Annotated in this window: 22 protein-coding genes and 1 other RNA gene; 10 read left to right on the forward strand and 13 right to left on the reverse strand. The window is 49.9% G+C overall.

Annotated elements, in window-relative coordinates; translation table 11 throughout:
- The first annotated feature begins 20 nt into the window (after window positions 1-20).
- The 3 genes from ssrA (at window position 21) to E0E47_RS07165 (ending at window position 1,887) form a co-directional block, all read left to right on the forward strand.
- Window positions 21-419: a transfer-messenger RNA gene (gene ssrA / locus E0E47_RS07155) on the forward strand.
- Window positions 420-480: 61 nt separating this feature from the next.
- On the forward strand, window positions 481-1,662 hold the full coding sequence (locus E0E47_RS07160) for a phosphoribosylaminoimidazolecarboxamide formyltransferase (RefSeq protein ID WP_008630191.1): 1,182 nt from the start codon (window positions 481-483) through the stop codon (window positions 1,660-1,662).
- Window positions 1,663-1,677: 15 nt separating this feature from the next.
- On the forward strand, window positions 1,678-1,887 hold the full coding sequence (locus E0E47_RS07165) for a hypothetical protein (protein WP_008630192.1): 210 nt from the start codon (window positions 1,678-1,680) through the stop codon (window positions 1,885-1,887).
- 134 nt (window positions 1,888-2,021) lie between these two features.
- Here the strand turns inward: E0E47_RS07165 and E0E47_RS07170 are convergent, their stop codons facing one another.
- The 5 genes from E0E47_RS07170 to hpt all read right to left on the reverse strand — a co-directional run bounded on the left by E0E47_RS07170 (window position 2,022) and on the right by hpt (window position 6,443).
- Window positions 2,022-3,242: a M23 family metallopeptidase gene (locus E0E47_RS07170; protein ID WP_130893310.1), complete on the reverse strand. Its 1,221-nt coding sequence runs from the start codon at window positions 3,240-3,242 to the stop codon at window positions 2,022-2,024.
- Window positions 3,243-3,258: 16 nt separating this feature from the next.
- Entirely contained in the window at window positions 3,259-4,071 is an 813-nt protein-coding gene (gene pgeF / locus E0E47_RS07175) for a peptidoglycan editing factor PgeF (RefSeq protein ID WP_130893311.1), read from the reverse strand.
- A gap of 9 nt (window positions 4,072-4,080) precedes the next feature.
- Window positions 4,081-5,259 carry a GTPase ObgE gene (gene obgE, locus E0E47_RS07180; protein WP_130893312.1) on the reverse strand — a complete coding sequence of 393 codons (1,179 nt, stop codon included), beginning with the start codon at window positions 5,257-5,259 and terminating at the stop codon, window positions 4,081-4,083.
- Window positions 5,260-5,264: 5 nt separating this feature from the next.
- Window positions 5,265-5,840 carry an adenylate kinase gene (locus E0E47_RS07185; protein ID WP_008630196.1) on the reverse strand — a complete coding sequence of 192 codons (576 nt, stop codon included), beginning with the start codon at window positions 5,838-5,840 and terminating at the stop codon, window positions 5,265-5,267.
- A gap of 66 nt (window positions 5,841-5,906) precedes the next feature.
- A complete protein-coding gene (hpt, locus tag E0E47_RS07190) occupies window positions 5,907-6,443 on the reverse strand; it encodes a hypoxanthine phosphoribosyltransferase (RefSeq protein WP_008630197.1) in 537 nt (178 codons plus the stop codon).
- 73 nt (window positions 6,444-6,516) lie between these two features.
- Between hpt and E0E47_RS07195 the strand changes: the two genes are divergently transcribed.
- The gene (locus E0E47_RS07195; protein ID WP_040603249.1) at window positions 6,517-8,028 is read left to right on the forward strand and encodes a bifunctional ADP-dependent NAD(P)H-hydrate dehydratase/NAD(P)H-hydrate epimerase; all 1,512 of its coding nucleotides are present in this window, start codon (window positions 6,517-6,519) and stop codon (window positions 8,026-8,028) included.
- Window positions 8,029-8,049: 21 nt separating this feature from the next.
- Window positions 8,050-9,129, forward strand: a complete 1,080-nt coding sequence (locus tag E0E47_RS07200) for a DUF4831 family protein (protein ID WP_008630199.1) — start codon at window positions 8,050-8,052, stop codon at window positions 9,127-9,129.
- An 80-nt stretch (window positions 9,130-9,209) separates the two neighbouring features.
- On the opposite strand, the gene E0E47_RS07205 is transcribed toward E0E47_RS07200, so the two are convergent.
- Together E0E47_RS07205 and E0E47_RS07210 are read right to left on the reverse strand one after the other, a co-directional pair.
- Complete coding sequence (locus E0E47_RS07205) at window positions 9,210-10,208, reverse strand: class II fructose-bisphosphate aldolase (protein ID WP_008630200.1); 999 nt, start codon at window positions 10,206-10,208, stop codon at window positions 9,210-9,212.
- A 155-nt stretch (window positions 10,209-10,363) separates the two neighbouring features.
- Window positions 10,364-11,410 carry an endonuclease/exonuclease/phosphatase family protein gene (locus E0E47_RS07210; protein ID WP_021980891.1) on the reverse strand — a complete coding sequence of 349 codons (1,047 nt, stop codon included), beginning with the start codon at window positions 11,408-11,410 and terminating at the stop codon, window positions 10,364-10,366.
- A gap of 155 nt (window positions 11,411-11,565) precedes the next feature.
- Here E0E47_RS07210 and E0E47_RS07215 point away from each other — a divergent pair, with 155 nt between their 5' ends.
- From E0E47_RS07215 to E0E47_RS07235, 5 genes are all read left to right on the forward strand, one after another.
- The gene (locus E0E47_RS07215) at window positions 11,566-14,124 is read left to right on the forward strand and encodes a TonB-dependent receptor (RefSeq protein WP_008630202.1); all 2,559 of its coding nucleotides are present in this window, start codon (window positions 11,566-11,568) and stop codon (window positions 14,122-14,124) included.
- 22 nt (window positions 14,125-14,146) lie between these two features.
- Window positions 14,147-14,956, forward strand: a complete 810-nt coding sequence (locus E0E47_RS07220; RefSeq protein ID WP_130893313.1) for a DUF5689 domain-containing protein — start codon at window positions 14,147-14,149, stop codon at window positions 14,954-14,956.
- Window positions 14,957-14,985: 29 nt separating this feature from the next.
- Window positions 14,986-17,028 (forward strand): DUF6359 domain-containing protein, encoded by a 2,043-nt coding sequence (locus E0E47_RS17290; RefSeq protein ID WP_172604673.1) that lies wholly within the window; start codon window positions 14,986-14,988, stop codon window positions 17,026-17,028.
- A 76-nt stretch (window positions 17,029-17,104) separates the two neighbouring features.
- The gene (locus tag E0E47_RS07230; RefSeq protein WP_130893314.1) at window positions 17,105-18,025 is read left to right on the forward strand and encodes a DNA/RNA non-specific endonuclease; all 921 of its coding nucleotides are present in this window, start codon (window positions 17,105-17,107) and stop codon (window positions 18,023-18,025) included.
- A gap of 124 nt (window positions 18,026-18,149) precedes the next feature.
- Window positions 18,150-18,401 carry a type B 50S ribosomal protein L31 gene (locus E0E47_RS07235; protein ID WP_008630214.1) on the forward strand — a complete coding sequence of 84 codons (252 nt, stop codon included), beginning with the start codon at window positions 18,150-18,152 and terminating at the stop codon, window positions 18,399-18,401.
- A gap of 276 nt (window positions 18,402-18,677) precedes the next feature.
- On the opposite strand, the gene E0E47_RS07240 is transcribed toward E0E47_RS07235, so the two are convergent.
- The 6 genes from E0E47_RS07240 to E0E47_RS07265 all read right to left on the reverse strand — a co-directional run bounded on the left by E0E47_RS07240 (window position 18,678) and on the right by E0E47_RS07265 (window position 25,372).
- Window positions 18,678-19,313, reverse strand: coding sequence for a DUF3256 family protein (locus E0E47_RS07240; RefSeq protein ID WP_118146869.1), 636 nt, complete (start codon window positions 19,311-19,313; stop codon window positions 18,678-18,680).
- A gap of 85 nt (window positions 19,314-19,398) precedes the next feature.
- Window positions 19,399-20,316: a DMT family transporter gene (locus tag E0E47_RS07245; protein WP_008630219.1), complete on the reverse strand. Its 918-nt coding sequence runs from the start codon at window positions 20,314-20,316 to the stop codon at window positions 19,399-19,401.
- Window positions 20,317-20,342: 26 nt separating this feature from the next.
- Entirely contained in the window at window positions 20,343-21,113 is a 771-nt protein-coding gene (gene truA, locus E0E47_RS07250) for a tRNA pseudouridine(38-40) synthase TruA (RefSeq protein WP_008630220.1), read from the reverse strand.
- A 28-nt stretch (window positions 21,114-21,141) separates the two neighbouring features.
- The gene (locus E0E47_RS07255) at window positions 21,142-21,750 is read right to left on the reverse strand and encodes a DJ-1/PfpI family protein (protein ID WP_130893315.1); all 609 of its coding nucleotides are present in this window, start codon (window positions 21,748-21,750) and stop codon (window positions 21,142-21,144) included.
- A gap of 224 nt (window positions 21,751-21,974) precedes the next feature.
- The gene (locus E0E47_RS07260) at window positions 21,975-24,320 is read right to left on the reverse strand and encodes an endonuclease I family protein (RefSeq protein ID WP_130893316.1); all 2,346 of its coding nucleotides are present in this window, start codon (window positions 24,318-24,320) and stop codon (window positions 21,975-21,977) included.
- Window positions 24,321-24,499: 179 nt separating this feature from the next.
- The gene (locus tag E0E47_RS07265) at window positions 24,500-25,372 is read right to left on the reverse strand and encodes an OmpA/MotB family protein (RefSeq protein WP_172604674.1); all 873 of its coding nucleotides are present in this window, start codon (window positions 25,370-25,372) and stop codon (window positions 24,500-24,502) included.
- Window positions 25,373-25,417: the final 45 nt, after the last annotated feature.

Here is a 25,417-nt window from a genome sequence, read left to right on the forward strand (position 1 = left end):
TCTTTGCAATTCAAACATCCGGGGTTGACATGGATTTGACAGCAGGATGGAATGGTACGTAAGCACGCAGAGGGTCGGTGATTTCCTCTATAATCTCAGTTACCAAGAATTTATCTGGCGAAAACAACTACGCTCTCGCTGCGTGATCGAAGTATAGTAGATTACCTTTATTTCGGCACCAGGTGCTGAAACGAGACATCACTCGGAAGCTGTGGCTCCGAAGCATTCCGGAAAAGTGGTGCAGCTAAATCGGAGATAGTCGTCCGTGGCCTTGCACGGACGGTGAAATCTTAAAGGATAAGGCGTAAATGGGTGGCTCGGGTCTTGTTTGCGCACGAAAACCGAAGGCCGGGATAAGCGTGTAGAAAGCGTATGGTTTCCCTGTTTGGACGAGGGTTCGATTCCCTCCAGCTCCACAAATTTGAAAGCAGCCCGTCATGCAGTATGCGTGTCGGGCTGCTTCTGTATTAATCACTCGATATGAAAGAATTAGCTTTAAAGTACGGATGCAATCCGAATCAGAAACCCTCGCGCATTTACATGACCGAGGGCGAACTGCCGATTGAAGTACTCAACGGCCGTCCGGGGTATATCAACTTCTTGGATGCCCTCAACGGTTGGCAACTGGTCAAGGAACTGAAAGAAGCCACCGGCATGCCTGCCGCCACGTCTTTCAAACACGTGTCTCCTGCCGGGGCAGCCATCGGCCTCCCGTTGAGCGACACGTTAAAAAGAATATACTTTGTGGATGACGTGCAAATTCCCCTCACTCCAATCGCTTGCGCATACGCCCGTGCACGCGGTGCCGACCGTATGTCAAGCTACGGTGACTTCATCGCACTGAGCGACACTTGCGATGCCGCTACCGCCACCCTCATCAAACGCGAAGTCAGCGACGGAGTGATTGCTCCGGACTACACGGAAGAAGCACTCCAAATCCTGCGCGAGAAACGCAAAGGCACTTACAACGTCATCAAGATAGACCCGGACTATGTTCCCGAACCGATAGAACATAAACAGGTGTTCGGCATCACATTCGAGCAAGGACGCAATGAAATCAAATTGAACGACCCGGCTTTGTTCGAGAACATCCCCACGGCCTGCAAGACGTTTACCGACGAGGCTAAACGCGACTTGATGATCGCCCTCATCACCCTGAAGTACACGCAAAGCAACTCCGTATGCTACGTGAAAGACGGACAGGCCATCGGTATCGGAGCCGGACAACAAAGCCGTATCCACTGTACGCGTCTGGCGGGCAACAAGGCCGACATCTGGTGGTTGCGCCAACATCCGAAGGTGATGAACCTGCCGTTCGTGGAGAAAATCCGCCGTGCAGACCGAGATAATACCATCGATATTTATATCAGCGACGACTATATGGACGTGTTGGCCGACGGAGAATGGCAGAAATTCTTCTCCGAAAAGCCGGAACCGCTCACACGCGAGGAAAAACGAGCCTGGATTGCACAAAACACCGGAGTGGCCTTAGGGTCGGACGCATTCTTCCCCTTCGGCGACAACATCGAACGGGCGCACAAGAGCGGCGTACAGTTCGTGGCACAAGCCGGCGGTAGCGTACGCGACGACCATGTAATCGAGACTTGCGACAAGTATGGCATCACGATGGCTTTCACCGGCGTCCGCCTGTTCCACCATTAATCCCACGGCACACTTATGGCAAACTTTGGAGGAGATGACATCGACAAGGTAATCACGGGAGGAATCGTGTTTTCAGGGGGCGCTAAAAAGACTTCCGGAAACTCAAAAAACAAAGTGAAAACCAAAGCCAAAAAGAAAGCTTACATCACGGGAGCGCATGGTTCCGGGTCGGCAAAAATGAAGGCTGAAATCCGCCGCCGCAGAGCCAACCGGCATAAAAAGTAATATATTTTCTCATTCAAAAGAGAAGACCGCAGGCATCACCCTACGGTCTTTTTTTCATCCCTTAGAGAACGCTAAACGATTTAAGTCTTTCTGCAAGATGATTTTCTGCTTTCCAAAAGGAGGGAAAAAGGTACTTAATTTTTCCGTACAGAGATAGTTCCGTTCGTTTTTCGGGTAAAGGTGAGTTTGTCTTTCCTCAACGCATGCCGCCCGTGATCGAAAATGTAATCACTATTAAACGGCACGCCATTCACCCGGACTTCAAAATGACAATGCTCCGTCGTAGCCCTACCGGTGCGCCCCACGGTGGCTATCACGTCACCGGCTTTCACCCGATCACCTACACGAACCAAATTCCTGGCATTATGACTGTAACAAGTCTCCAGACCGTTGGCATGGCGCACTACCACCATATTCCCGTATGCAGAGTACTTTCCGGAGAAGCGGACTATCCCGTCGAACACCGCCCGTATCTTGTCGTGCGGTTTCGTCTTCAGATCCGTTCCTGTATGGTTCTTACGTGCCCCACCGTAGGGACTGATCACCTTGGCACCAAGCAGCGGATAACTCCACTTCCCTATCCGGGACAAGTCTATCGTGAACGAAGAAAACCCGTCAAACAACCCAGGTGTAGCCACACCTACATGTTGCCTTTCCATGGCTGAAAAAGGACGATCCAAGTCCACCAATTCCGACACCCGAAACCAGTCGAAACGGGGAGGACGTTCTTCAATCTCGCCCGTTCGGTAGAAAGAAGCACGGACATAACCGGACTCATCCAGACGAAACTGCATGGCATCGAACTTCAAACTACCATCGGGACGAGCCAACGTGGACGGGCTCATCGGCACGCCGTTCACCATCAGGGCGAAATAGGTATAGACCACGCCATGGTCCGCACCGGCTAATGCGATAGCCTGCCCGGCAGAAACATAATCGCCGGACTCCACCAACGTCTTGGCGTGATGGGCATACACCGTTTCCATCCCGTTGGGATGGAGCACCACGACCGTCTTTCCTAAATCCGTTTTACGCACCAAGCGCACCACGCCCTGCATGGCCGCCCTGACTTCGTGCTTTACCTCAAGTGACATGATATACCAACCGATGGGTTCATGACGAAAATCGGGAGTAAACAACACTCCGCCCTCCACCGGAAAACTCCAACCGTCGCGTTCCATGTCGGCCGAAGTCACGGTGAAATAATCGGTGCCGTCGAACAATCCGGCTGTCGGGATATGAAGCATACGCCGTTCCACGCGCGAGAAATCCACCCGCTCCTTGCGGCTGCCCGTAAAGGAATACAAAAGTGCCAGCAACAAAGCGAGGCACAAAATAGAAACACGCTTCACCATATATCCATATTTTTAATCAGTCCGTCAGAAAAATACCGTTCAGGATGCGCCCCGAACGGATGCCCAAGCGGCGTGCGGAGAAGAAACGTTCGGAATGGAGGTAAGTGCACACTCCGGCCAAATGAATCCGTGCAGAGGGCACACCACAATCCTCCAACAAGCCCCGGTTGGCTTGCCACAAATCAAGGTGCCATTTTTCCATCATGTCACTCCCGTCTCCGGCGACAAGATATCGCCTCGCCATCTCCTCCATCGGGAAACCGGCCGTGCGGAAAGCTTCATACACCTCGTCACCCACCTCGAAAGCTTCCAAGGATATGCCAGGACCGATGGCCGCCTCCACATCCTGCGGACGGGTACCATACGCGCCTGACATCGCATGCAGGACGGCTTCCACAATGCGCAACACCGTGCCCCGCCAACCGGCGTGCACGGCGGCTACGGCATGATGCACCCGGTCGTATATTAATATAGGTATGCAATCGGCGGTAGACACCGACACGCACACCTTCGGCACGTCCGTCATCACGGCATCCACTCCTTCGAGCGTAGCCGCCTTGACGGCATCGGCCTGCATAAAAAAAGCCTCATCGATACGACGCACCCGTGCGCCATGTATCTGATGAGGTATAATCAAACGGGATGCCTCCAAACCTAAAGACTCGCACAACAAATCACGGTTGAGCCGCACCATGCGTTCGTCGTCCCCGCAATAGGCATTGGCATTGAAAGAAGCGTATGCTCCCTCGCTATAACCTCCGCGACGCTTCGTACTAAAAGCACAGACGCCCTGTCCCAAATCGTATGTCAGCAATTCCGGTCCACGCATCTTCCGGAACTATTTTTGAGGTTCGTCGTCCCAATCCTCTTCGTATTCGAAATCGTCAAGGTCTTCTATCTCCTCCTCGTCCACAAACTGGATATCTTCATCCTCGCCCATGGCTTTCAGCTCATTCTGCAGGAATTTCAAATCCTTGTTCTTATGCACAATCTTGCTTTGGCCGGTAATGGCCTGAAGTTTATTGCTTTCGCTGTTCAGCTCTTTCCATAACAAGTCTTTCAACTCGGCTATGCCCGTCCCCGTGACCGAAGAGATAAACACATGGGGCACGTCGGGCAGGTTCTCGGAAAGCATCTGTATGAGCTCATCGTCCAGCAAATCGCTCTTCGTAATGGCCAACACCCGCTGTTTGTCGAGCATTTCGGGGTTGAATGTGGCCAGTTCGTTCAACAGTATCTCATATTCTTTCCGGATGTCCTCCGTGTCGCCGGGCACCATGAACAACAACAAAGAGTTGCGCTCGATATGACGCAGGAAACGTAAGCCCAATCCTTTCCCTTCACTGGCACCCTCAATGATGCCGGGAATATCGGCCATCACGAACGACTGGTTGTCGCGGTAGGACACGATGCCCAAACTGGGTTCGAGCGTCGTAAAGGGATAATTGGCTATCTTGGGACGGGCGGATGACACGGCACTGAGCAAAGTGGATTTCCCGGCGTTGGGAAACCCCACCAAACCGACATCGGCCAACAGCTTCAATTCCATGATGACCATCATCTCCTGCATCGGCTCCCCGGGTTGGGCATACCGGGGCGCCTGATTGGTGGCCGTACGGAAATTCCAGTTGCCCAAACCGCCCCGGCCTCCTTTCAGCAACAACACGACCTGTCCGTCCTCCGTCACGTCGCAAAGGTATTCTCCCGTCTCGGCATTATAGACCACCGTTCCGCACGGCACGTCTATATACTTGTCCTCGCCGTCCTTGCCCGACGACCGGGCTTTGGAGCCATTCCCGCCATGGCCGGCAAAGACATGCCGGTCATAACGCAGATGGAGCAACGTCCAATAGTTGCGGTTGCCGCGAAGGTAAACATTACCCCCACGGCCGCCGTTTCCACCGTCCGGTCCGCCATTGGGCACGTACTTGGCCCGGCGCATGTGAGCCGAACCGCGTCCCCCCTTGCCCGAACGGCAGTATATCTTCACATAGTCTACAAAATTGGATTCTGCCATATAAATTATTTGTTTGCAGCGTCTATCGCTTCAAAGATTTCCGCCAACATCTGTTCTTTTGAACCTTTCCAGTTGAAAGTATGGCGCAAACCTTCTTTTTCGAACCATTCGGCCAAAGGAGCCGTCTGGTTACGGTACACTTCAAAACGCTTCTTGATGGTTTCTTCATTGTCGTCGGCGCGTCCCTGTTCGATGGCACGGTTCAGCAAACGCGCCATCAACGTCTCTTCGTCCACCACCAACTCTATCATCATGCCCATGTCGTCCTTGCGGTCGGCCAGCATCTTCTTCAAAGCCTCGGCCTGCGCGATGGTACGGGGGAAACCGTCGAATATCACCCCTTGGCCTTTCGTCTGTGCATCGTATGTCTTAGCCAAGATGTCAATCATCAGCTCATCCGGAATAAGCTGGCCGTTGTCAATATATCCCTTGGCAATCTTGCCTAGCTCCGTACCGTTCTTGATTTCTCCGCGCAACACGTCACCGGTAGAAATGTGCCCCATGCCGTATTTTGCCACAATCTCGTCACTGTAAGTGCCCTTGCCTGATCCCGGGGCACCGAAAATAATAATATTCTTCATCGTTCTTATTTTGTATTTGGTTGAAACAATCTTTCTCCTCCTTTCCCGGCAATAGATACTGCCAACTTATTCCACGACGGTGTAAATGTCACGGGTGTTCCTCCCGTAACCGTCATAATCCAACCCATATCCCAAAATGAAATCGTTGGGAATGGAGAAACACTTGTACGGAATATCCAAATCCACTTTCAAATTACCGGGCTTGAGCAACAAGGTGCAAATGGAAATGGAACGGGGATTGTACTTCGCCAACATTTCTGTCACGTATTTCATCGTCAATCCGGAATCCACTATATCCTCCACAACCACGACATCCCGTCCGGCGATATCGGCATTCAACCCTATCATCTCACAGACGGAACCGGTTGAAGACGTACCCACGTAAGAAGCCAACTTGACAAACGATATCTGTGCAGCAAGCCTGATTTCCCTCATCAAATCGGCCGCAAAGATAAAAGAACCGTTCAATATGGCCAGAAAAACAGGCTCTGTCCCGGCAAGATCACGGTTGATTTCCCCTGCCACCCGCTTCACCTGTTTCAATATCTCGGATTCAGGTATCGATACGGCAAATTTTTTATCCTTTATCTGAAGTGTTTCCATATCTTTTTGCTAATTTTGTGCAAATATAGTGCAAAACCAAGAGAATACGAAAGAAAACGAAGTTTTATTTGTCATGAAGATACTCACCTCGACCCAGTTTAAAGAATTAGATAAATACACCATCGGGCACGAACCCGTCTCATCCATCGATTTGATGGAACGTGCCGCAAAAGCGATTGCAGCCGAACTGAAAAGCCGTTGGACCACCGCTACCCGCTTTATCGTGTTTGCCGGTCCGGGTAACAACGGCGGTGATGCCTTGGCGGTATCCCGCCTGCTCTGCAACGCCGGGTATACGGTACAGACGTATCTGTTCAACATCACGGGACGTCTCAGCGACGATTGCCTGAACAACAAGAAAAGACTGGAAAACCTGGCCGGACTGATGTTCACCGAAGTATCTTCCCAATTCTCCTTCCCTGAAGTGGACGCAAAAGATGTCATCATAGACGGACTGTTCGGTACCGGATTGAACAAGCCTTTGGACGGGGGCTATGCCGGTCTCGTGAAAAGAATCAACGCCAGTCCGGCCAAAGTGGTGAGCATCGACATCCCATCCGGCTTGATGAGCGAAGACAACACATACAATAATCCGTCGGCCATCGTCCGTGCGGACCTGACCCTGACCATCCAGCTTCCTAAACTGGCCTTCTTTTTCGGCGAGAACCAGAAATATCTCGGTGAAGTGAAGCCCGTGGACATCGGGCTTTCCGCCGAGGGATTGGCGGCTATGGACTGTAGTATTACGGTAATAGAGCCGGGAGAGGTGAAAAAGATACTCAAACCGCGTAACCCTTTCGCCCACAAAGGCAGCATGGGGCATGCCCTGCTCGTCAGCGGACAGTACGGCATGGGAGGCGCAACCATCCTCGCGGCAAAGGCTTGCCTGAGAAGTGGAGTGGGCAAACTGACCGTCCACACGCCGGACATGAACAACAACATCTTGCAATGCAGTGTGCCCGAAGCCATACTCAGCCATGATTTGTCCGACATCCGGGTGTCGAAAGCCATAAGTACCTACGACTACAACGCTCTGGCCATCGGTCCCGGACTGGGCACACACGAAGAAACGGCAGAAGCGCTGCGTACTTTCATCCGTAACCATCCGGGCGAAATGGTACTCGACGCAGACGCACTCAACATCTTAGGCAACCATCCGGAATGGATTCCGGAAATCCCACAAGACACGATTCTCACTCCGCATCCAAAAGAATTGGAAAACCTCGTGGGAGCATGTACCGACAGTTACGACCGTATGGCTAAAGCCCGCGAGCTATCCATCAAAATGCAGTTATATGTCATCGTGAAAGGACACAACAGCATGATTTGTACACCGACGGGACGCGTTATCATCAATCCCACGGGCAACGCAGGCATGGCCACGGCCGGAAGCGGTGATGTGCTGACCGGTATCCTTACGGCTTTACTGGCACGGGGATATACGGCCAATGAAGCTTGCCAGTTGGGTACCTATCTCCACGGCATGGCCGGCGACATCGCACGCGAAAGGTTAGGCGAAGAAAGCATGATTGCTAGCGACATCATCGACGCACTCCCCGAAGCCTTTAAGAAATTAAAAGAATAAACACTGATAAAAATAAAGTTTATGAAAGCAAGAACCCTGTTATGCGGACTGGCGCTTTGCACACTCGGTGCCGTCGCACAAACCGAAGTAAGCCCGTACGTACCCGGTGCCACGGTGGAGGGCGTAACCTATTACTTGCCCCGTACAGCCCTTCGTTTGGTCGTCGTGGCTGAAAAGCAAGTCTATACCCCCGGAGAATTCAGCAAATATGCTGACCGCTATCTCCGTTTATCCCAAATAATTCAGGAACCTTACACGAAGTGGAGTATAAAAAGTATAGATATGGTACCTTACGGAGTACCCGATCCTCAAAAAGTTTACAGCATACAGCTTAAAAAGAGAACCGTAGCCCCGTTGGTAGGCCTCACTTCCGAAGGCATCCTCCTGTCCATCAATACCGACGGGGAAGAGGAACCGTTGCCGGCCATACCGAAAGGAAATGATGCCCCTAAAAGACTCAATCCCAGAGATTACATGAACCAGGAAATCCTTTCAGCCGGAAGCAATGCCAAAATAGCCGAGCTGACGGCCGAAGAAATCTACGATATCCGGGACAGCCGCACGGCATTGATTAAGGGCGAAGCGGACAACATGCCGAAGGACGGCGCCCAACTCAAATTGATGCTCGACCAATTGACGATGCAGGAAACCGCTCTTACACAACTGTTCAAAGGCACAGTGGACACCAGTACGGAGGTTTTCACCATAGAACTCACACCTGCGGAATTCACAGACCGTATGGTGCTGTTCCGTTTCTCGGAAAAACTGGGCGTAGTGGACAATGACGATTTATCCGGAGAACCGGTCTACCTCTCTTTGAAAAACATGAATACCCTCCCCCAACCCGTCGTGGACGAAAAGGCTGCCAAAAAGAAAGGTAAGATGGAAGAAGGAGTATATTATAATGTACCTGAACGAGTGGCGGTCAGCGTATTCAATGCTTCCAGAGAGTTCTGCAAAGGAGAGTTCCCCATGGGCCAATTCGGCAATGTAGAAATCCTGAGCAATGTGCTCTTCGACAAAAAGACCACCACACAAGTCACTTTCTACCCCAGCAACGGAGCTATCAAACAACTGACGGACAACGGCGAGGAAAATTGAAAACCTACTAAACATGCAATAAACATGAAAAAGGGCTGCCCGAAAGCAGCCCTTTAACTTTTATACGCCGTACGACCGGATTACAATTTGTTGTCAGAACCCAAAACGTTGACAATCTTGTGCTCGTACAATTTCTTCATGTTGTCGCGAGCCGGACCCAAATATTTACGCGGGTCGAACTCTGCCGGCTTCTCAGCAAATACCTTGCGAACGGCAGCCGTCATAGCCAGACGAGAGTCTGAGTCGATATTGATCTTGCAAACCGCACTCTTGGCAGCCTTACGCAATTCGTCTTCGGGGATACCGATAGCTGCTTCCAACTTGCCACCGTATTTGTTGATGGTATCTACTTCTTCCTGAGGAACAGATGAAGAACCGTGCAGAACAATGGGGAAGCCCGGAAGTTCCTTCATTACACCGTCCAATACATCGAATGCCAAAGGAGGAGGAACCAAACGGCCTGTAGCGGGGTCAACGTGGCACTGTTCGGGTTTGAACTTATATGCACCGTGAGAAGTACCGATAGAAATAGCCAAAGAATCGCAACCGGTCTTGGTTACGAAGTCAACCACTTCTTCAGGACGAGTGTAAGTGTGATGTTCAGCCACAACGTCGTCTTCTACTCCGGCCAACACGCCCAACTCACCTTCTACAGTTACGTCGAACTGATGGGCATATTCAACAACTTTCTTCGTCAAAGCCACGTTCTCGTCATACGGAAGGTGAGAACCGTCGATCATCACAGAAGAGAAACCTGAATCGATACAGCTCTTGCAAGTCTCGAAAGAATCACCGTGGTCAAGGTGCAACACGATTTGGGGATTGGCGCAACCCAATTCCTTTGCATATTCAACAGCACCCTGGGCCATATAGCGCAACAATGTAGCGTTGGCATACTGACGGGCACCCTTAGAAACCTGAAGGATCACCGGAGACTTGGTCTCTACGGCTGCTTGAATGATAGCCTGCATCTGCTCCATGTTGTTGAAGTTGAAAGCAGGAATGGCATAACCGCCATTAATGGCTTTTTTGAACATCTCTCTGGTGTTCACCAAGCCTAAGTCTTTGTAATTAACCATATCTTTATAATTTATAAAAAGAACAATTCATTTCACTCTTTTTGGTAGGGCAAAGATAGACATTTTTCTTCAAATCCATACCTACCGCCTGTATCTTTTAAGCAAAAAAAATCCCCCGAAGCGTATTTTACCGTTTCGAGGGAGTGCTTGCAGTGTCATTTCATCTCTTTCACCAAATATACCACAACCGGAAGGTGGTCGCTATAACCGTTCAACCACACTCCACCGGCATGCGTACGCTTGGTATTGCCTTTGTATCGCCCTTCGGTTTGGAACAGGTAATTACGCGAGAATATCTCATGCTTAAAGAACTTCAAGGTCGAATAATCCTTCTTGCCGTCCAAATTCAATAAATTGGGAGTCATTACGATTTGGTCGAAAAGATTCCACTTGCCGTCGTACATCAACGTGCCCCGTCCTTCTTTAGTTAGCACATTCCACCAAGGATTATACAAATCGGACTCGCCCACATCTTTCATTTCGCGTTTGGCTCCCAAAGCTTTCGCCATACTCGGACTGAAAGGATCGTCGTTCATATCCCCCATCACAATGATTTTCATTCCCGGGTTTGCCTTGCTGATACTGTCTTTCAACATACGGACCTGTTTCCCGGCACGCTCCCTATAATATGAAACCGCAGCACGGCTAGGCCAATGGCATACGATAAAGGCCACGTCATCTCCCGCCAGTTTTCCTTGTACGGTCAGGAATCCACGCGTATGATAGGCACTGTCCTTTGCCTCATATATATAAGGTTGCAGGAACGACTTTTCCGGTGTAAAGAAACGGGGATTGTATATCAGCGCACAATCTACGCCACGTCGGTCCGGTCCCTCGATATGGACGAACTTCATTCCACGTGCCTTCAAAGGCGGTTGTTCCACCAAATCCTGCATCACACGGCTATTCTCAACCTCAGACACTCCGATGACAGATGCACCGACATTGGGCAACTTGTCCGTCCCCATCTCCGACAACACCGTGGCCATGTTCTTTAATTTGGAGAAATACTTCATTCCGTTCCATTTCATAGCCCCGTCCGGCAGATACTCGAAATCATTTTTCCCCTCGTCATGAATGGTGTCGAAAAGATTTTCCTGATTATAAAACCCAACCGCATACATGCCGAATTTCTTCTCTTGGGCACGAGCTGCCGTAAACAGCAACACGAACAAGCCCATAACCATAAACATTCGTTTCATAAGATGTTTTTTTAACGTTTTGTTAATTCTCTATTACAAATATGGCTTTTTTCGGCAACCGAGCCAAAAAAAAATGGCAAAAAGTTAGTCCGGGATGGCTTTAATTTGAAAATTATGTGTTTCTTTGTAACAACAATACAATAAATCTACGAGATATGGGGAAAAAGACAACTTTGATTCTATCGGCATTCTTCGTGTCGGCCTTGCTCCACGCACAACAGGCAGATACTCTGGCCGTGCTCCAACAACGGGCACAGAACGAGAATGCGGACTTTTCGTTCACAGAATCGCAACTCAATGAAGATGACGATGCGGGCCAGACCGTCTCGGCCATCACAGGGGTCGGCAACGACCTGTATTTGTCTGAAGTGGGCTATCTATTCAGCCCCATGCGTTTCCGCCTGCGGGCCTATCAGAACTCCAACAACGACATGTTCATCAACGGCATCCAGTTCAATGATGCCGAGCGAGGCGTATTCAGTTACAGTTCTATCGGAGGACTGAACGACGCGACCCGTAATCGTGAAGGCTCCCCGTTTTTCCTAATGAACCAATTCGGCTATACGTCGGTGGGAGGAGCGGATAATATTAATGTACGGGCCGGACAATACGCCGCAGGCCACAAATTATCTTTGTCCGGAACCAATCGGAACTATCGTGCACGAGGCATGTACACCTACTCTTCGGGGCTGATGAGCAACGGATGGGCCTTCACGGGTTCTATCGGTTACCGTTGGGCTAATGAAGGATTCGTAGAAGGCACGTTCTACAATTCGTTCAGTTACTTGTTAGGGTTCGAGAAACGCTTCAACGACCGGCATAGTTTGAGTTTCACGACCTGGGGTTCTCCCACTGAACGCGCCCAACAGGGTTCTTCCACAGAAGAAGCTTACTGGTTGGCCAACGACCATTACTACAACCCCAACTGGGGTTACCAAAACGGTGAAAAGCGTAATGCACGTGTGGTAAATTCTTTCGAACCGACGGCGATTGTCACTTGGGATTTCGACATCAACGAACGAACCAAGCTGTCTACATCGTTCTCCGGAAAATACAGCATGTACGCCAGCAGCGCTTTGGGATGGAGCGGAAATGCCGCCGACCCGCGTCCGGATTACTACAAAAAGTTACCGAGCGGACAAATCAGCGGCAACGTATTCAACCAACCGTTGAGCGACGAGGATGTGGAAACTTGGCAGAACGCATACAATTATTGGACGAGCGCAAAGTCCCACCGCCAACTCGATTGGGATGCCATGTACTTTGCCAACGCCCAGCAAAACACGTTAGGGGGCGAAGCCTTATACTACGTAGAAAACCGTCATAACGACCAAATGGCCTTCAACTTCGGTTCCACCCTGAAACGCGACATGGAAAAGTACGGCAATATCACAGCCGGCGTAAATGTCAGTACCACCAAGGGCATGCACTACAAAACCATGAAAGATTTGTTGGGTGCCAACAAATACACGGACGTAGACAAATTCTCCGTGCGCGACTATGGCTACAACTCCAGCATGATTCAAAACGATTTGGACAATCCTAACCGCCTGATTGGTGAAGACGACAAGTTCGGCTACGACTATAATATATTCGTCAACAAAGCCAACGTCTGGGCCAACTACCAATTCGACAAGAGTTTCTACAGCTTGTTCTTTGCTGGACGTTTGGGCGGAACGACCATGGAACGCGAAGGTTTGATGCGCAACGGCCGTGCGGCCAACAACTCAAAAGGCAAGAGCGGCACAGCCAAATTCTTGGAAAGCGGAGCCAAGGCCGGGGCAACGTTCCGTATCGGAGGCAAACACGTGTTCAACGTCGGGCTTGGATATGAAGAAAATGCACCGTTGCCTTACAATGCATTCATCGCCCCCCGTTTGAAGAACGACTTCGCCACGGACCTCACCAACGAAGAAGTAATGACAGCCGAAGCCAGCTATGCGTTCAACGGTCCCATCTTCGCTTTCAAAGTCAGCGGCTACTACACGCGTTTCAACAATGTGACCGAACTCGACCAGTTCTACAACGACCAGGAGTCGCGCTACACTTACCTGTCGATGACCGGAGTCGAGAAAGAATATATGGGAGTAGAACTGGCTGCCAGCGTAAAACTCACGTCAAACCTGACCCTGAAAGCGTTGGGCACATTCAATAACGCCGAATATGTGAACAACCCGAACGCCAATCTGACTTACGAAAACGAAAGCGAGACTACGCAAGATGTCGTGTATATCGACGGAATGAAAGAAAGCGGAACTCCGCTCTCTGCCTACAGTCTCGGACTGGACTACAATGTGAAAGGCTGGTTCTTCAGTATCAACGGTAACTACTACCACCGCGGATTCATCGACTTCTCCACTTACCGCAGATTAGGTAAGGTTTTGGGTGTGTCAGCCGGTGAGAACGGGACCGTAGGTGAAGACGGCAACAAGGTAAGCGTAAACATCCCCGGACAGGAAGAGTTCGATGGCGGTTTCATGCTCGACCTTTCCATAGGCAAATACATCCGCCTGCAAAAGGGCCGCTCTCTGAGCATCAACCTGACGCTGAACAACGTGACCAACAATACGGACATGAAAACCGGAGGATACGAACAGAACCGCGATGATGCATACGACGACGGCCGCGAGCGTCCTTACCAGTTCTCACGCCACTCTAAATATTACTATGCACAAGGACTCAACGGTTTCCTCAACGTAGGATTCCGCTTCTAACCTCATTAAAACGAACTTGAATATGAAAAATATTAAATTATTGCTCGTCTCCATGTTGGCAGCCGTTTTCTCCGGCTGTATGGACCACCATGACGACCCGACTAATTATACATACGGAAATCCCGCCGTGGGAGAAGCCAATACGACTATCGCCGACTTAAAGACAAAATATGCCGGCATCGTCAGCAGCAACAAAGCGGAAGAAGTACAAGAGGATCTGGTCATCTCCGGAGTCGTAGTAGGCGATGACGAATCCGGCAACATCTACAAGAACCTGTATGTCAATGACGGAAGCGGTACTTTAGTAGTGGGCATAAACGCCACCGGACTGTATGCGTTCTTGCCCGTAGGACAAAAAATAGCCATCAACTGCAAAGGGCTTTATGTAGGCGGCTACGGCTCCATGGCCCAGTTGGGTGCCTTGTACCAAGGCAAGATAGGCCGCATGCCGGAATACACATGGAAGGACCATGTCAAAGTCATCGGCCAACCAGACCTATCTTACCCCGAACTGGTTCCTATGGAAATCGACGAAGCCTGGCTTTCTTCGGCCAATAAAGCCGACGCTGCATTCTTTGTCAAGATCAACGATGCGGAATTTGTAGAAGCCGACGGACTGACCCAATATGCTCCGGAAGCAGAAGGCGACGGAGGAAACGGTGTAAACCGTACCCTCAAAGTCGGAAACACCAACATTCCTTTCCGCACTAGCACTTACGCCAACTTCGCCACGAATTACATGAAGATGGGAAAAGTGGACGTCACGGGATTACTCACCCAATATAACGGCGAATGGCAACTCACCGTACGCACTTCAAGAGACATTCAATAAAAAGCATTCACCAACAAAAACGAAACAATATGAAAACCAAAAGTTTTATCAGCTTATTATGCCTGACATTAGGCGTGTTCCTGTTCCAGGCATGTAACGACGTCCCTGCTCCTTACGACATACCGGGCAAGGGAGATGCCAACAGCATATATGGAACCGGTTCCAAAGAATCTCCCTACACCATCAAGGGAGCTGCATTGAACCAAAACGGCGGTTACGCGTGGGTAAAAGCCTATATCGTAGGTTACATCCCGACTGGCGACAATACTTCTTCCACGATTTCCGACATCGTATTCGGAACAGAAGGAGCCGGCACTACCAACATCGTGATTGCCACTTCGGCCGACAGCAAGGACATCAACAACTGTATGGCCGTACAGCTCCCGAGCGGCGACGTACGTAACGCACTCAACCTGCAAGCCCATCCGGAAAACTTAGGCAAGGAAGTCATGCTCTATGGCACCATGGAGAAGTACTTCGGCAGCGCCGGGGTGAAAACCGTTACTGCCGCCATCCTTGACGGACAGGAGATAGGTGACATGCCAGAAGAATCAGGCGAAGCCATCTTCAGCGCAGACTTTTCACAATCGCTTGGCGACTTCACTTCTATTTCAACATCTGGAACTCTTGAATGGTATAATGATTATTCCAGTGCAATGATTACGGGATATAAGGACTTTAATGGAGACGGTGAGAAAGAAAATCAAGCCGGAGTAACCTTCCTTGTCGGTCCGGAAATAGACCTGTCACATATTGAAGAAGCGTATGTCGCTACTAACATGGCCATCAACTATGAACGTGGTGACCTCAATGCTAACAATTCCATTCTTATCAGTAAGAATTACACAGGAGATGCAAACAATGCGACGTGGACACAATTAACGTATGATACAGAAGGACTCAATTCTGACTTTACATTCAAGAATAAGAAAACAGCTATTCCTGCTGAATTAATGGGTGGAAAAGTCCGCATTGCTTTGAGACATACTTGTAGCGATACTCAATCTTCGACATGGGAAGTAAAGAAAATAGAAGTAATTAAAGGAAAGATTGAAGACACAGCTCCCGAACCTCCCATAGAAGGAGAAAACCTCCTCAAAAACGGTGGCTTTGAAACTTGGGAAAACGGTGTGGCCACAGGTTGGAAGTCAAGCAACAGTGCAGGAAATGCCACCGTTACCCAATCTACCGACGCCCATGCAGGAAGTTATTCAGCCATGATAGAAGGATCAACAGATGCGAACAAGCGTCTGGGCAGCACGGAAATAACCTTGAAAGCCGGCACGTATGCTATCAAAGCCTACTTCAAAGCCGTAGATGCCAACGCCAGCATACGTTTAGGATACGCTGTAAACGAAGCTGACGGAAGCATTGCCGGAGGAGATAGTTACAAATATGGAGCATACGTTAATGACATTACCAAAGATACATGGGTAGAAGCCACCCACGAATTCACATTGGAGGCAAATACCACAGTAAACTTGGTGGTCATGGTCGGCAAGAATCCTGGACAAAGCGTCCTCATAGACGATTTCTCCTTGCAAACTAACGACGGGGGAATCATCGAAGGAGGCAATCCGGAACAACCGGAAGAACCGGGAGATGCCATTTTCTCCGAAAGTTTTGCTAACGGCATCGGTAGCTTTACCACAGCCGACATCACCGGAGAACAAGCCTGGAACGCAGACACCCAATACAAATGCATGAAAATGTCGGCTTATGCCAACGGAACGTCTGTAAAAAACGAAGACTGGCTGATTTCACCGGCTATCGACCTGAGCAAAGCAAGAACACTGACTTTCGAGCAAGCTTTCGGCCCTTATAACAAGAGTATGGACAACGCCAGCCAACTTTACACCGTATGGGTATCCAATAACTATTCCGGTGACGTGTCAACTGCCACATGGACACAAGTGACCATCAACTATCCGGCAGAATCCGGATGGGCTTTCAGCGACGCGCAAGCCACTCTACCGGCCATTGGTGCACAGGCTCATTTGGCCTTCAAATACAAAAATGCCGACGGTGACGAGACTTTAACGTGGGAAATAAAAAACGTAGCCGTCAAATAAAGTAAATAATCATCCAATCAGAAACAGAGGATGTGTCTGAAAGGACACATCCTCTGTTCATCTTAAAACAGGAACAATGAAAAGAATAGCCATCTTATCCGGTTTGTTAACCGCAGCCCTTATCTTTACCGCCTGCAACGACGACTCTTCCGATGGAGCCTCAGGCGACACCACGAACCAAAACGCCAACCCTTCGGTCATCCCCAATGCAGCCAATCTCGAGATGCCGAGGTTGGACGACCAGACAGGCGACATTTATTCCCATTACGTGACCTACAATGGTACGCGAGTATTGAACTATACCGTAGATTGGCATAAAGAAAAAAAGCATTCACGTTGGGTGGCTTTCATTTTTACCAATACAACGGCGGGCACTTCCTGGAACCGCAACAACTGGAAAGGCACAGAATGGAACGGCACCGTATGGGAGGGGGATCCCTTCCAAGCCGACCCGGATATTCCGGCCGGAGAGCGCACGGAACTGGAAGACTACCGGGGAAGCGGCTACAACCGGGGGCACCTTTGCGCCTCGGCCGACCGGCTGTTCTCCAAAGATGCCAACGGGCAAACCTTTTACCTGTCCAACATGAGTCCGCAAATGGGACGGTTCAACCAGGACGACTGGGTGGACTTGGAAGGTCAGGTACAAAACTGGGGGCGCAACAGTTCCTTTCGTGACACGCTCTTCGTCGTGAAAGGCGGCACGATTCTCGACGGCCAGATTAAAGCATACACCCGAAGCGGAATGCCCGTCCCGAAGTATTATTTCATGGCCTTGCTTTGCAAGAAATACGCAGGTGGACAAAACACTTACAAGGCCATCGGATTTTGGGTGGAACACAAGTCGTATGGCGGTAACCCCGACCTGCGTAGTTGGGCCGTAAGCATCGACGAACTGGAAGAGAAAACGGGCATCGACTTCTTCTGCAACCTGCCCGACCGGATAGAGACACCTGTAGAACAAACTTATAATATAGAAAGTTGGAACGGATTATAGCCGAAAATATTCCGCAGAAAGTTTGGTGGTTCTGAATAAAAGGCTTAACTTTGCACCTCGTAAATCAGACCATTACACATATAGTTACCAACTATAAGTTGAACTGACAAAAAATTATAAGACAATGAAGAAAGATATCCATCCTGAGAATTATCGTCCCGTAGTGTTCAAGGACATGAGCAACGGCGACATGTTCCTTTCACGTTCTACTTGCAAAACGAGCGAGACCATAGAATTTGAAGGCGAAACCTATCCGGTAGTGAAAATTGAAATTTCCAGTAGCTCTCACCCTTTCTACACAGGCAAGAGCAAGTTGGTGGACACGGCAGGTCGCGTAGACAAGTTCATGAGCCGCTACGGAAAGAGCCGCAAATAAATCGGGATTCCATATTTTATCGAAAAGATAAAAAACGGTGTGGTGACAACAGTTTCCACACCGTTTTCTTTTGCACAAAAAGGAGACACACCGCAGAATGAAGTCGCATTTTTTCGCCATTTCCTACCCCTGAGGAATAGGCTTCAAAAGACCGTGATTTCATTCTGCGCCAAATGAAAAATCAATCACAGCAGAACGAAAAATCAATCTGCGCCAAACAATTTTCCGTTTGGCGCAGATTTTTCTAAAAGATATAATCAGCTAAAATACAATATTTTAATCTTCAACTCGTACAAACCGCTTACCTTGCCACCCATACACGACAGGACGTAAAACTTTCTTCATACGCTCCGCCTCATCCTTATCCACCTCGCCGGGCTGCAAAACAAAAGTCAGCCGCATATCGTCCGGTTGCAGGGAAGCCGTCACAAAGCGCATGTCCTGCAAATGCTGCAGACGTGCCACTTCCTCCTTGTCCACCGAATCGTTCGTTTCCCAAAAATCGGCATACACCGGACGGGACATCCATTTCTCTTCGGGCAATGTTTCCCAATCCGGTGTGTAAAGGGCTACCTTCGTCTCTGCCATCGGTCCGGAATAAGTACGTGCCACACAAATATAATACAACGTGTCCTCCGACGGCAAAAGCTTCATCTCCACCCGGCAATTCTTTGTCAGCTGCAATTCGAGATAGTCCACCGTGAGAGCTTTCAGTTCCGTGTCGCCATCGAACCGGTTGTGCACTTTGGCGGCCATGGTGTTCTCGATGAAGTCGATACAATCCAAACGGTTATTTTTCGTCATGATGCCCAACACGCTGTCGGGCATGGCGGCAAACACGTCGCGCATCTTCTGCGCCTGAAGAGCCTGTCCCAATGCCAACGTTATGACAAGAGGTAAAAAACGTTTCATACATCCATTTTATTTTACGGGCACAAACTTAGTCATTTTTATCGACATTCCGCACCTCACACCTTATTAATAACATCTCTTCACGTTAACGGGAACCCAAATAAAGGAACACCATCCCGAGCAAGACCAACACCAAGTCCACGGCCTTGCTCTGCAAGTTCTTCTCGCGGAAAACCATGGCTCCGAAAAGGAACGAAACGATTACACTGCCGCGGCGTACCATGGAGACAATGGAAATCATGGCACCGTCCAAGCTGAGTGCATAAAAGTAAACGAAGTCTGCCGCCGACAGGAAGAGCGAAATCGGAAGGATGCACCAATCCCACCGGAAAGGCGTGGTCTGCTTCCTGCGCGGCCACCATAACAGAAGCATCATGACGCCCATCATCGCCAACTGGTAGAGATTATAATAACTCTGCACCACCATGCGGTCCAACCCCACTCCCCCATTCTCCGGCGAGGCCATCAGATATTTGTCGTACAAGCCGCTCACGGCTCCGAGCACACTGGCCAAGACGATGAAATAAATCCACTTGTCATGCCGGAAGTCGATGCCTTCTTTCTTGCCGCTCCGGCTCAACATGAAGAACGACAGCACAGCCAAGGCCACACCCGCCCACTGATAAAGGTTCAACCGCTCGCCGAAGACCAACAGCGCACCGACGAGCACCATGACGGGGCGTGTGGCATTGATGGGCCCCACTATCGTCAACGGCAAATGCTTCATGCCGAAATAACCGAATATCCATGAAGAAAGCACGATGCAGGACTTCAACAGGATGTACTTCTGCGCCCCCCAGTCGGTCGGGGGGATATAAAACAAGCTGCCGGTGTCCGTCATTCCCCATGCCGAACCGAGAATGAACGGCAGGAAGATAAGGCTGCAAAACAATGTATTGAGAAACAAGACGGGAATCACAGCATTGCCTCTCAACGACTTTTTCTTGAACACATCGTAAAAGCCCAACAGGGCGGCGGAAGTAAACGCCAGAATCAACCACATATATCTCTTTCTTTTCCGTTTCTACTCTATACCATGAAACATTTGTCCGGATAGGCCACATCCACCAAGAAGAGGGCGTTCCCCGGCATGGACTCTCCCGCACGGCAACGGTCTTTTCCTTCTATCACCGCCCGAAAGCCTTCCGGCGTAAGCTTGCCCCGCCCCACTTCGACGAGCGTACCGACGATGGCACGCACCATGTTGCGCAAAAAACGATCCGCCTGGATTTCAAAACGCCATTCGCCTGGCGCAAGCTCCGTCCAACGGGCTTGCATGATACGGCAGTTGTTGGTCTTCGTATCGGTATTCACTTTGCTGAAACTGGTGAAATCGGTATAATCGAACAATGCAGCAGCAGCTTCGTTCATCTTCCCAAAATCGAGCATCTGGTACAGACGGCAGGAATAAGCCCGCAAGAACGGGGACTTGCCGAAATGCAGGTAATAATGGTAGGTGCGCGACAAGGCATCGAAACGGGCATGTGCATCGGCTGCCACAGGCACCGTCTTGTAAATGGAGATATCCGGCGGCAACAGGCGGTTGAGCTTGTCCGTCAGCCACCTTCCGTCAATCCGTCGCACAGGGTCATCGGCATACTCGAAATCGAAATGAGCCACCATCATCCGGGCGTGTACTCCGGTATCCGTCCGTCCCGCTCCTGTGATGGACACGGGCTGCCGCAAGAGGGTGGCCAAAGCTTTCTGCAACACCTCTTGCACACTGATACCGTTGGGCTGAATCTGCCAACCGTGGTAACTCGTGCCGTCATAAGCCAAATATAGAAAATATCTTTGCATCCGTCTGAACACTTTCACAAAGCCAAGGTTATTGCGGGAACAAGTCACAAAACCCTTGCTTGTTAAATTGATAGTACATTTCGATACGTTCCGGCGTATCGTTTTCAAGCAACAGAAGAAGTTCTTTGGCAAATTCAAGCGTTGCAGAACCGTTGGCTGTTACAATCCTATTATCACTGACTGCCGGCGTATGGACGTAACCTTCGAAATGGGTATAATGGCCTCCTCCCCAAAGCTTAAGTTGCTCCAAACCATTCCCGGTGTGCCGGACATGATTAAGGAAACCACATTTAGCCATGAACGATGCGGCATTACATATCGCCCCTACCACCTTGCCTGCCTCAATGGCCTTACCGACAATCGGTGCGACTTTCTCTGCAACCGGTGTAGTCCATCCGAAACCGCCAATCAGCACCAACGCCGCATAGTCTTCAGGCATCGTGTCAAATGAATAATCCGGTATGACTCGGAATCCGCCTATCGACTTTACCGGCTCTAAAGTCGGAGCCACAACTTTATTAACATATTTCGGGTTCTCTTTCAAGGCAAACTCGTCGGAAGCAATGGCTTCTGAAAGATATACCATCTCATGTGCCGCATAATCGGGCAAAAGGACATATAGGACTTCCTTATTCATATAGTCGTATTTTCGTTCAACTGTATTTCTGCAAAAGTACGAAAAATGCAGTTTATGCAGAACGACAAGAGACTCTTTTTACTCCTTTTCAATGAAATAAAAACAGTGGCAGTTTTATTTCTCCTCTTTCTCATGAGCTTTGTACCCAAAAGAACAATACGTAACGAAACGCCACTTTGGCTGACTCGCTACGTATTGCTCCAATGTATCATGCCGGTATGTGTTTATTTCACAATATAATAATCCGGCCTCAAACCCTTCAACGCATCTTTACGCTTAGCCTTACGTAGCCAAATGCCGCCCAAAGTGTACACATCCACCCACTCGTCGGGATTCTCCACCCGGATTTGCCGCACACCGTCGCCCGTACCGTAATCGCTCATCTGTATGTCGTCCACGTTGATTCGCTTCGAAGAGGTTCCCGTCACGCTGAACTTCAACCGCACAAGCCCGTCTACGTCCAATTTGTAACCGTAACGCTTCCACTCTCCTTTGTTGAAAGCTATATCCTTTGCCACAGGCAGCCACGTCATCCCCCCATCCAAAGAATAGTCCACACTGAGCTTTACGCCCGTATCCTTCTCACCATACAGCCCGGCATAGAACCACAAAGAGTCGCAACCCTCCGTCTTATCCTCCATCATCTCCAATTCTGTCGTGACACCAGATTTGGCCTGCATACGCACGCTCCAATCATCGTTTTTCCTGTCGTCCGCCAAACCTCCTATCAAGGTCTGCGCCATCCGCCACTGCGCGGCCACACACGTCACCTGGCCTTCCTTATAACTGTTTTTAAAACCGGTCTCGAAGGTCTCGAAAAATGCCTTTTTCTGATCCACCTCTCCCGAAAGGCTCACGATGATGTCTTCCGCCCCTGGAGTGGACAGCACCATTTCGCCTTCTGTCATCCCTTCCTCAGGCATTGCCCCCATGCGCACCATGAGACGTTGTTCCGTGCCTTCCACAGATGCCTTTGTACTCCATTCCTTACCGTCTTCACTCACTTCAAACGGAGCCTCTACCGTGGCTGTGGTCACATATTGGTCTACGCCTAAAGCCGTGACCGTCACTGTCTGCGGGGAAGAAACCCGTCCGGGCACAGACGTGAAATGCAATTCAGAAGCATCGGCCGTAAACACAGGCGTGACCTCCGGCATACGGACTTCCACCTCGTTGGAAACCATCGCCTCTCCGCCCTCTCCGTCCGGAAGGCTTACCGTATAATAATAAGTCGTAGCGGGAAATAGCCCTTCCACTGTGGCGGAAACGCCTGTCAATGTTTTGGGATAGCCTTCAAGCATCTGCTGTTGTCCACTCTCATCCTTCGTATAGACAGCCAACGTGTAATCCAATCCCTCTCCCATATCCATCCACGAAGCTGTAAATCGTTGGGCATTCACCGTACAAACCACATCACGGGCCGGATAGGCAGGAATACCGTCCACATACTCTACTCTCAGGGGATTCCGGTGCTCGAAACCGTCGCCTTTCAACAGGAGTACAGCCTCGTGCACCCCGGCTTCGGCAGTACGGCAACGTACCGTCAAGGTCACTCCCCGAACGATTTCGTCTTCCGCCAGTTGCGTCTTGTCCGCCTCAAAACCGGACTGCCCGAAATCCAAAGCCAGTCCTCCGGGCAAGTTACGCCCCCGAATGGTCAAACGGCCCTCCAATCCCTTGGACAAGGCTTGCAGACCGAAATCCACCGTCTCCCCTTCTCCGGGCACAAACAACTCGGGGCTCGTGGATGTGCGGTCGATATAAAAAGCATAATCCGTACTGTCTCCCCAAATATAAGAGGCCAACTGCGGATAATCCACAAAGGGATTACGGTTTCCCTGAATACCGGACACGGCTTCGTTACGCTCACGTTCCACGTCGTCCACAGGGTCGGCTTCGCTCCACGCTAACAATAGGTTGCTCACCCAAGGCCGCAAAGTCGGATAACGGTTTTTCTCAACCATCAACAAACCTTCTGTCGTCTGCCACAAATCAGCGTAATCCTCATAACAAGTAGCCATATAGAAGTAAGTACGTGCAAAATCTCCTTTCCACTCATCTGCCGGTTCCCATACCGTAATCAACGAATCCGCACGATAAGACGCGGATTTCCCGACGCGGGTCACCCCATTGTCGAAAGCGGGCGTTTCCGTGACCACTCCAATCGGGTTGTTGCTTTTCCTCCCGTTGGCCGTTCCGTCACTGGGAAACAGGTTAAACAAATCGCAATAGGCGTTGTTCACCGTATGCCCCCACCAACTGTTGGCAAAAGAATGCTCGATGTTCATGCCTTCCACGGCATTCAATCCGTTGAACCCGCGAACGACGTCACTGTAGCGGTCGCGCACCGTTCCGTCCGGCATACGGTCGGTCACGACAAAGCCCGACCAGGTATAACCTTCGCCCTTCCCGCCATAGTCCAACACGCCCTCCGGCTGTATCAACTCATGAAGCGCGGTTTTCAACTCCGACTTCTTCAGCCCTTCCACCGGCCTGTAATAATCCTCCTGTCCGTAAGCCATCAGCCCACAGCACGCAAGGCACCAGAATTCAAGTAGTAACTTCTTCATAACTATCAGATTTGCTCAACAACAAATATACAATAAAAAATAATCGGCAAGCATAATCCAGCATAAAAAATCATATAAAATCTGTATCTGGCACAGTCCTCCACAAAAAAACAACCAAACCCGAACTTTCCATATAAAAGTTCAGGCTTGGCTGTTTTTACGCTTGTTTACGACAAAGCTTATTCAGCCACAGGTTCCGTTGACTCCGGTGCCTGATCAATAAGTTCCATGAACTGATCCAACTTCGGCGTAATGATGATTTGCGTCCGGCGGTTACGCATCTTACCTTCCGGAGTGTCATTGGAAGCCACAGGGTTATACTCACCCCGTCCTGCAGCCGTCAAACGCTTTGGATCCACCCCGTATGTATTTTGCAAAGCCTGAACCACCGAGGATGCACGCAATGTACTCAAGTCCCAGTTGTTGCGGATATTAGGACGTGAAATAGGATCGGTATCCGTATTACCCTCAATCAGCACCTCATACTCCTTGTAATCCATGATGATTTTGGCAATCTTGCTCAATGTCTCACCGGCGCGCTCGCTAATTTCATAACTACCCGACTTATACAGCATATTGTCTGCCAAAGATATATAAACTACGCCTTTCAACACCTGTACATCCACATCTTTCATTTCCTCACGGCTCAGCGAACGTGTCAAGTTGTTGGTCAGCACCATATTCAAAGAGTCTGACTTATCCTTTGCCTCCACCAACTGTTTGATAAACTTATTGGAAGCATTGATTTCGTCTACCAACTTCGAGATATTCACATTGCCTTGAGAATTCTGTTGGATACTCTTGTCCAACGAACCTTGCAAGGCTGCGTATGAAGCTTTCAGCTCGTCGTTCGCCTTCTGCGCCTCGGCCAAACGCTCCTCTAAACTCTTGGATTTCGTACCGCAAGCCACCAGTTTCATTTTCGTATCCTGATAGGACTTGTCCAATTTGTTATAGTCCGTCTGTAACTGCGCATACTGTTTCTTCGTCACACAACTCGAAAACACCAAAGTTCCCGAGAGGAAAGAAAACATAAGAATCGATTTGTTCATAACCATATATTTTTTAAAGTTTATCCGTATTTATAATAAAAACGA

It is taken from the genome of Paraprevotella xylaniphila YIT 11841 (genome assembly GCF_900683745.1).
Classification (GTDB): Bacteria; Bacteroidota; Bacteroidia; order Bacteroidales; family Bacteroidaceae; genus Paraprevotella; species Paraprevotella xylaniphila.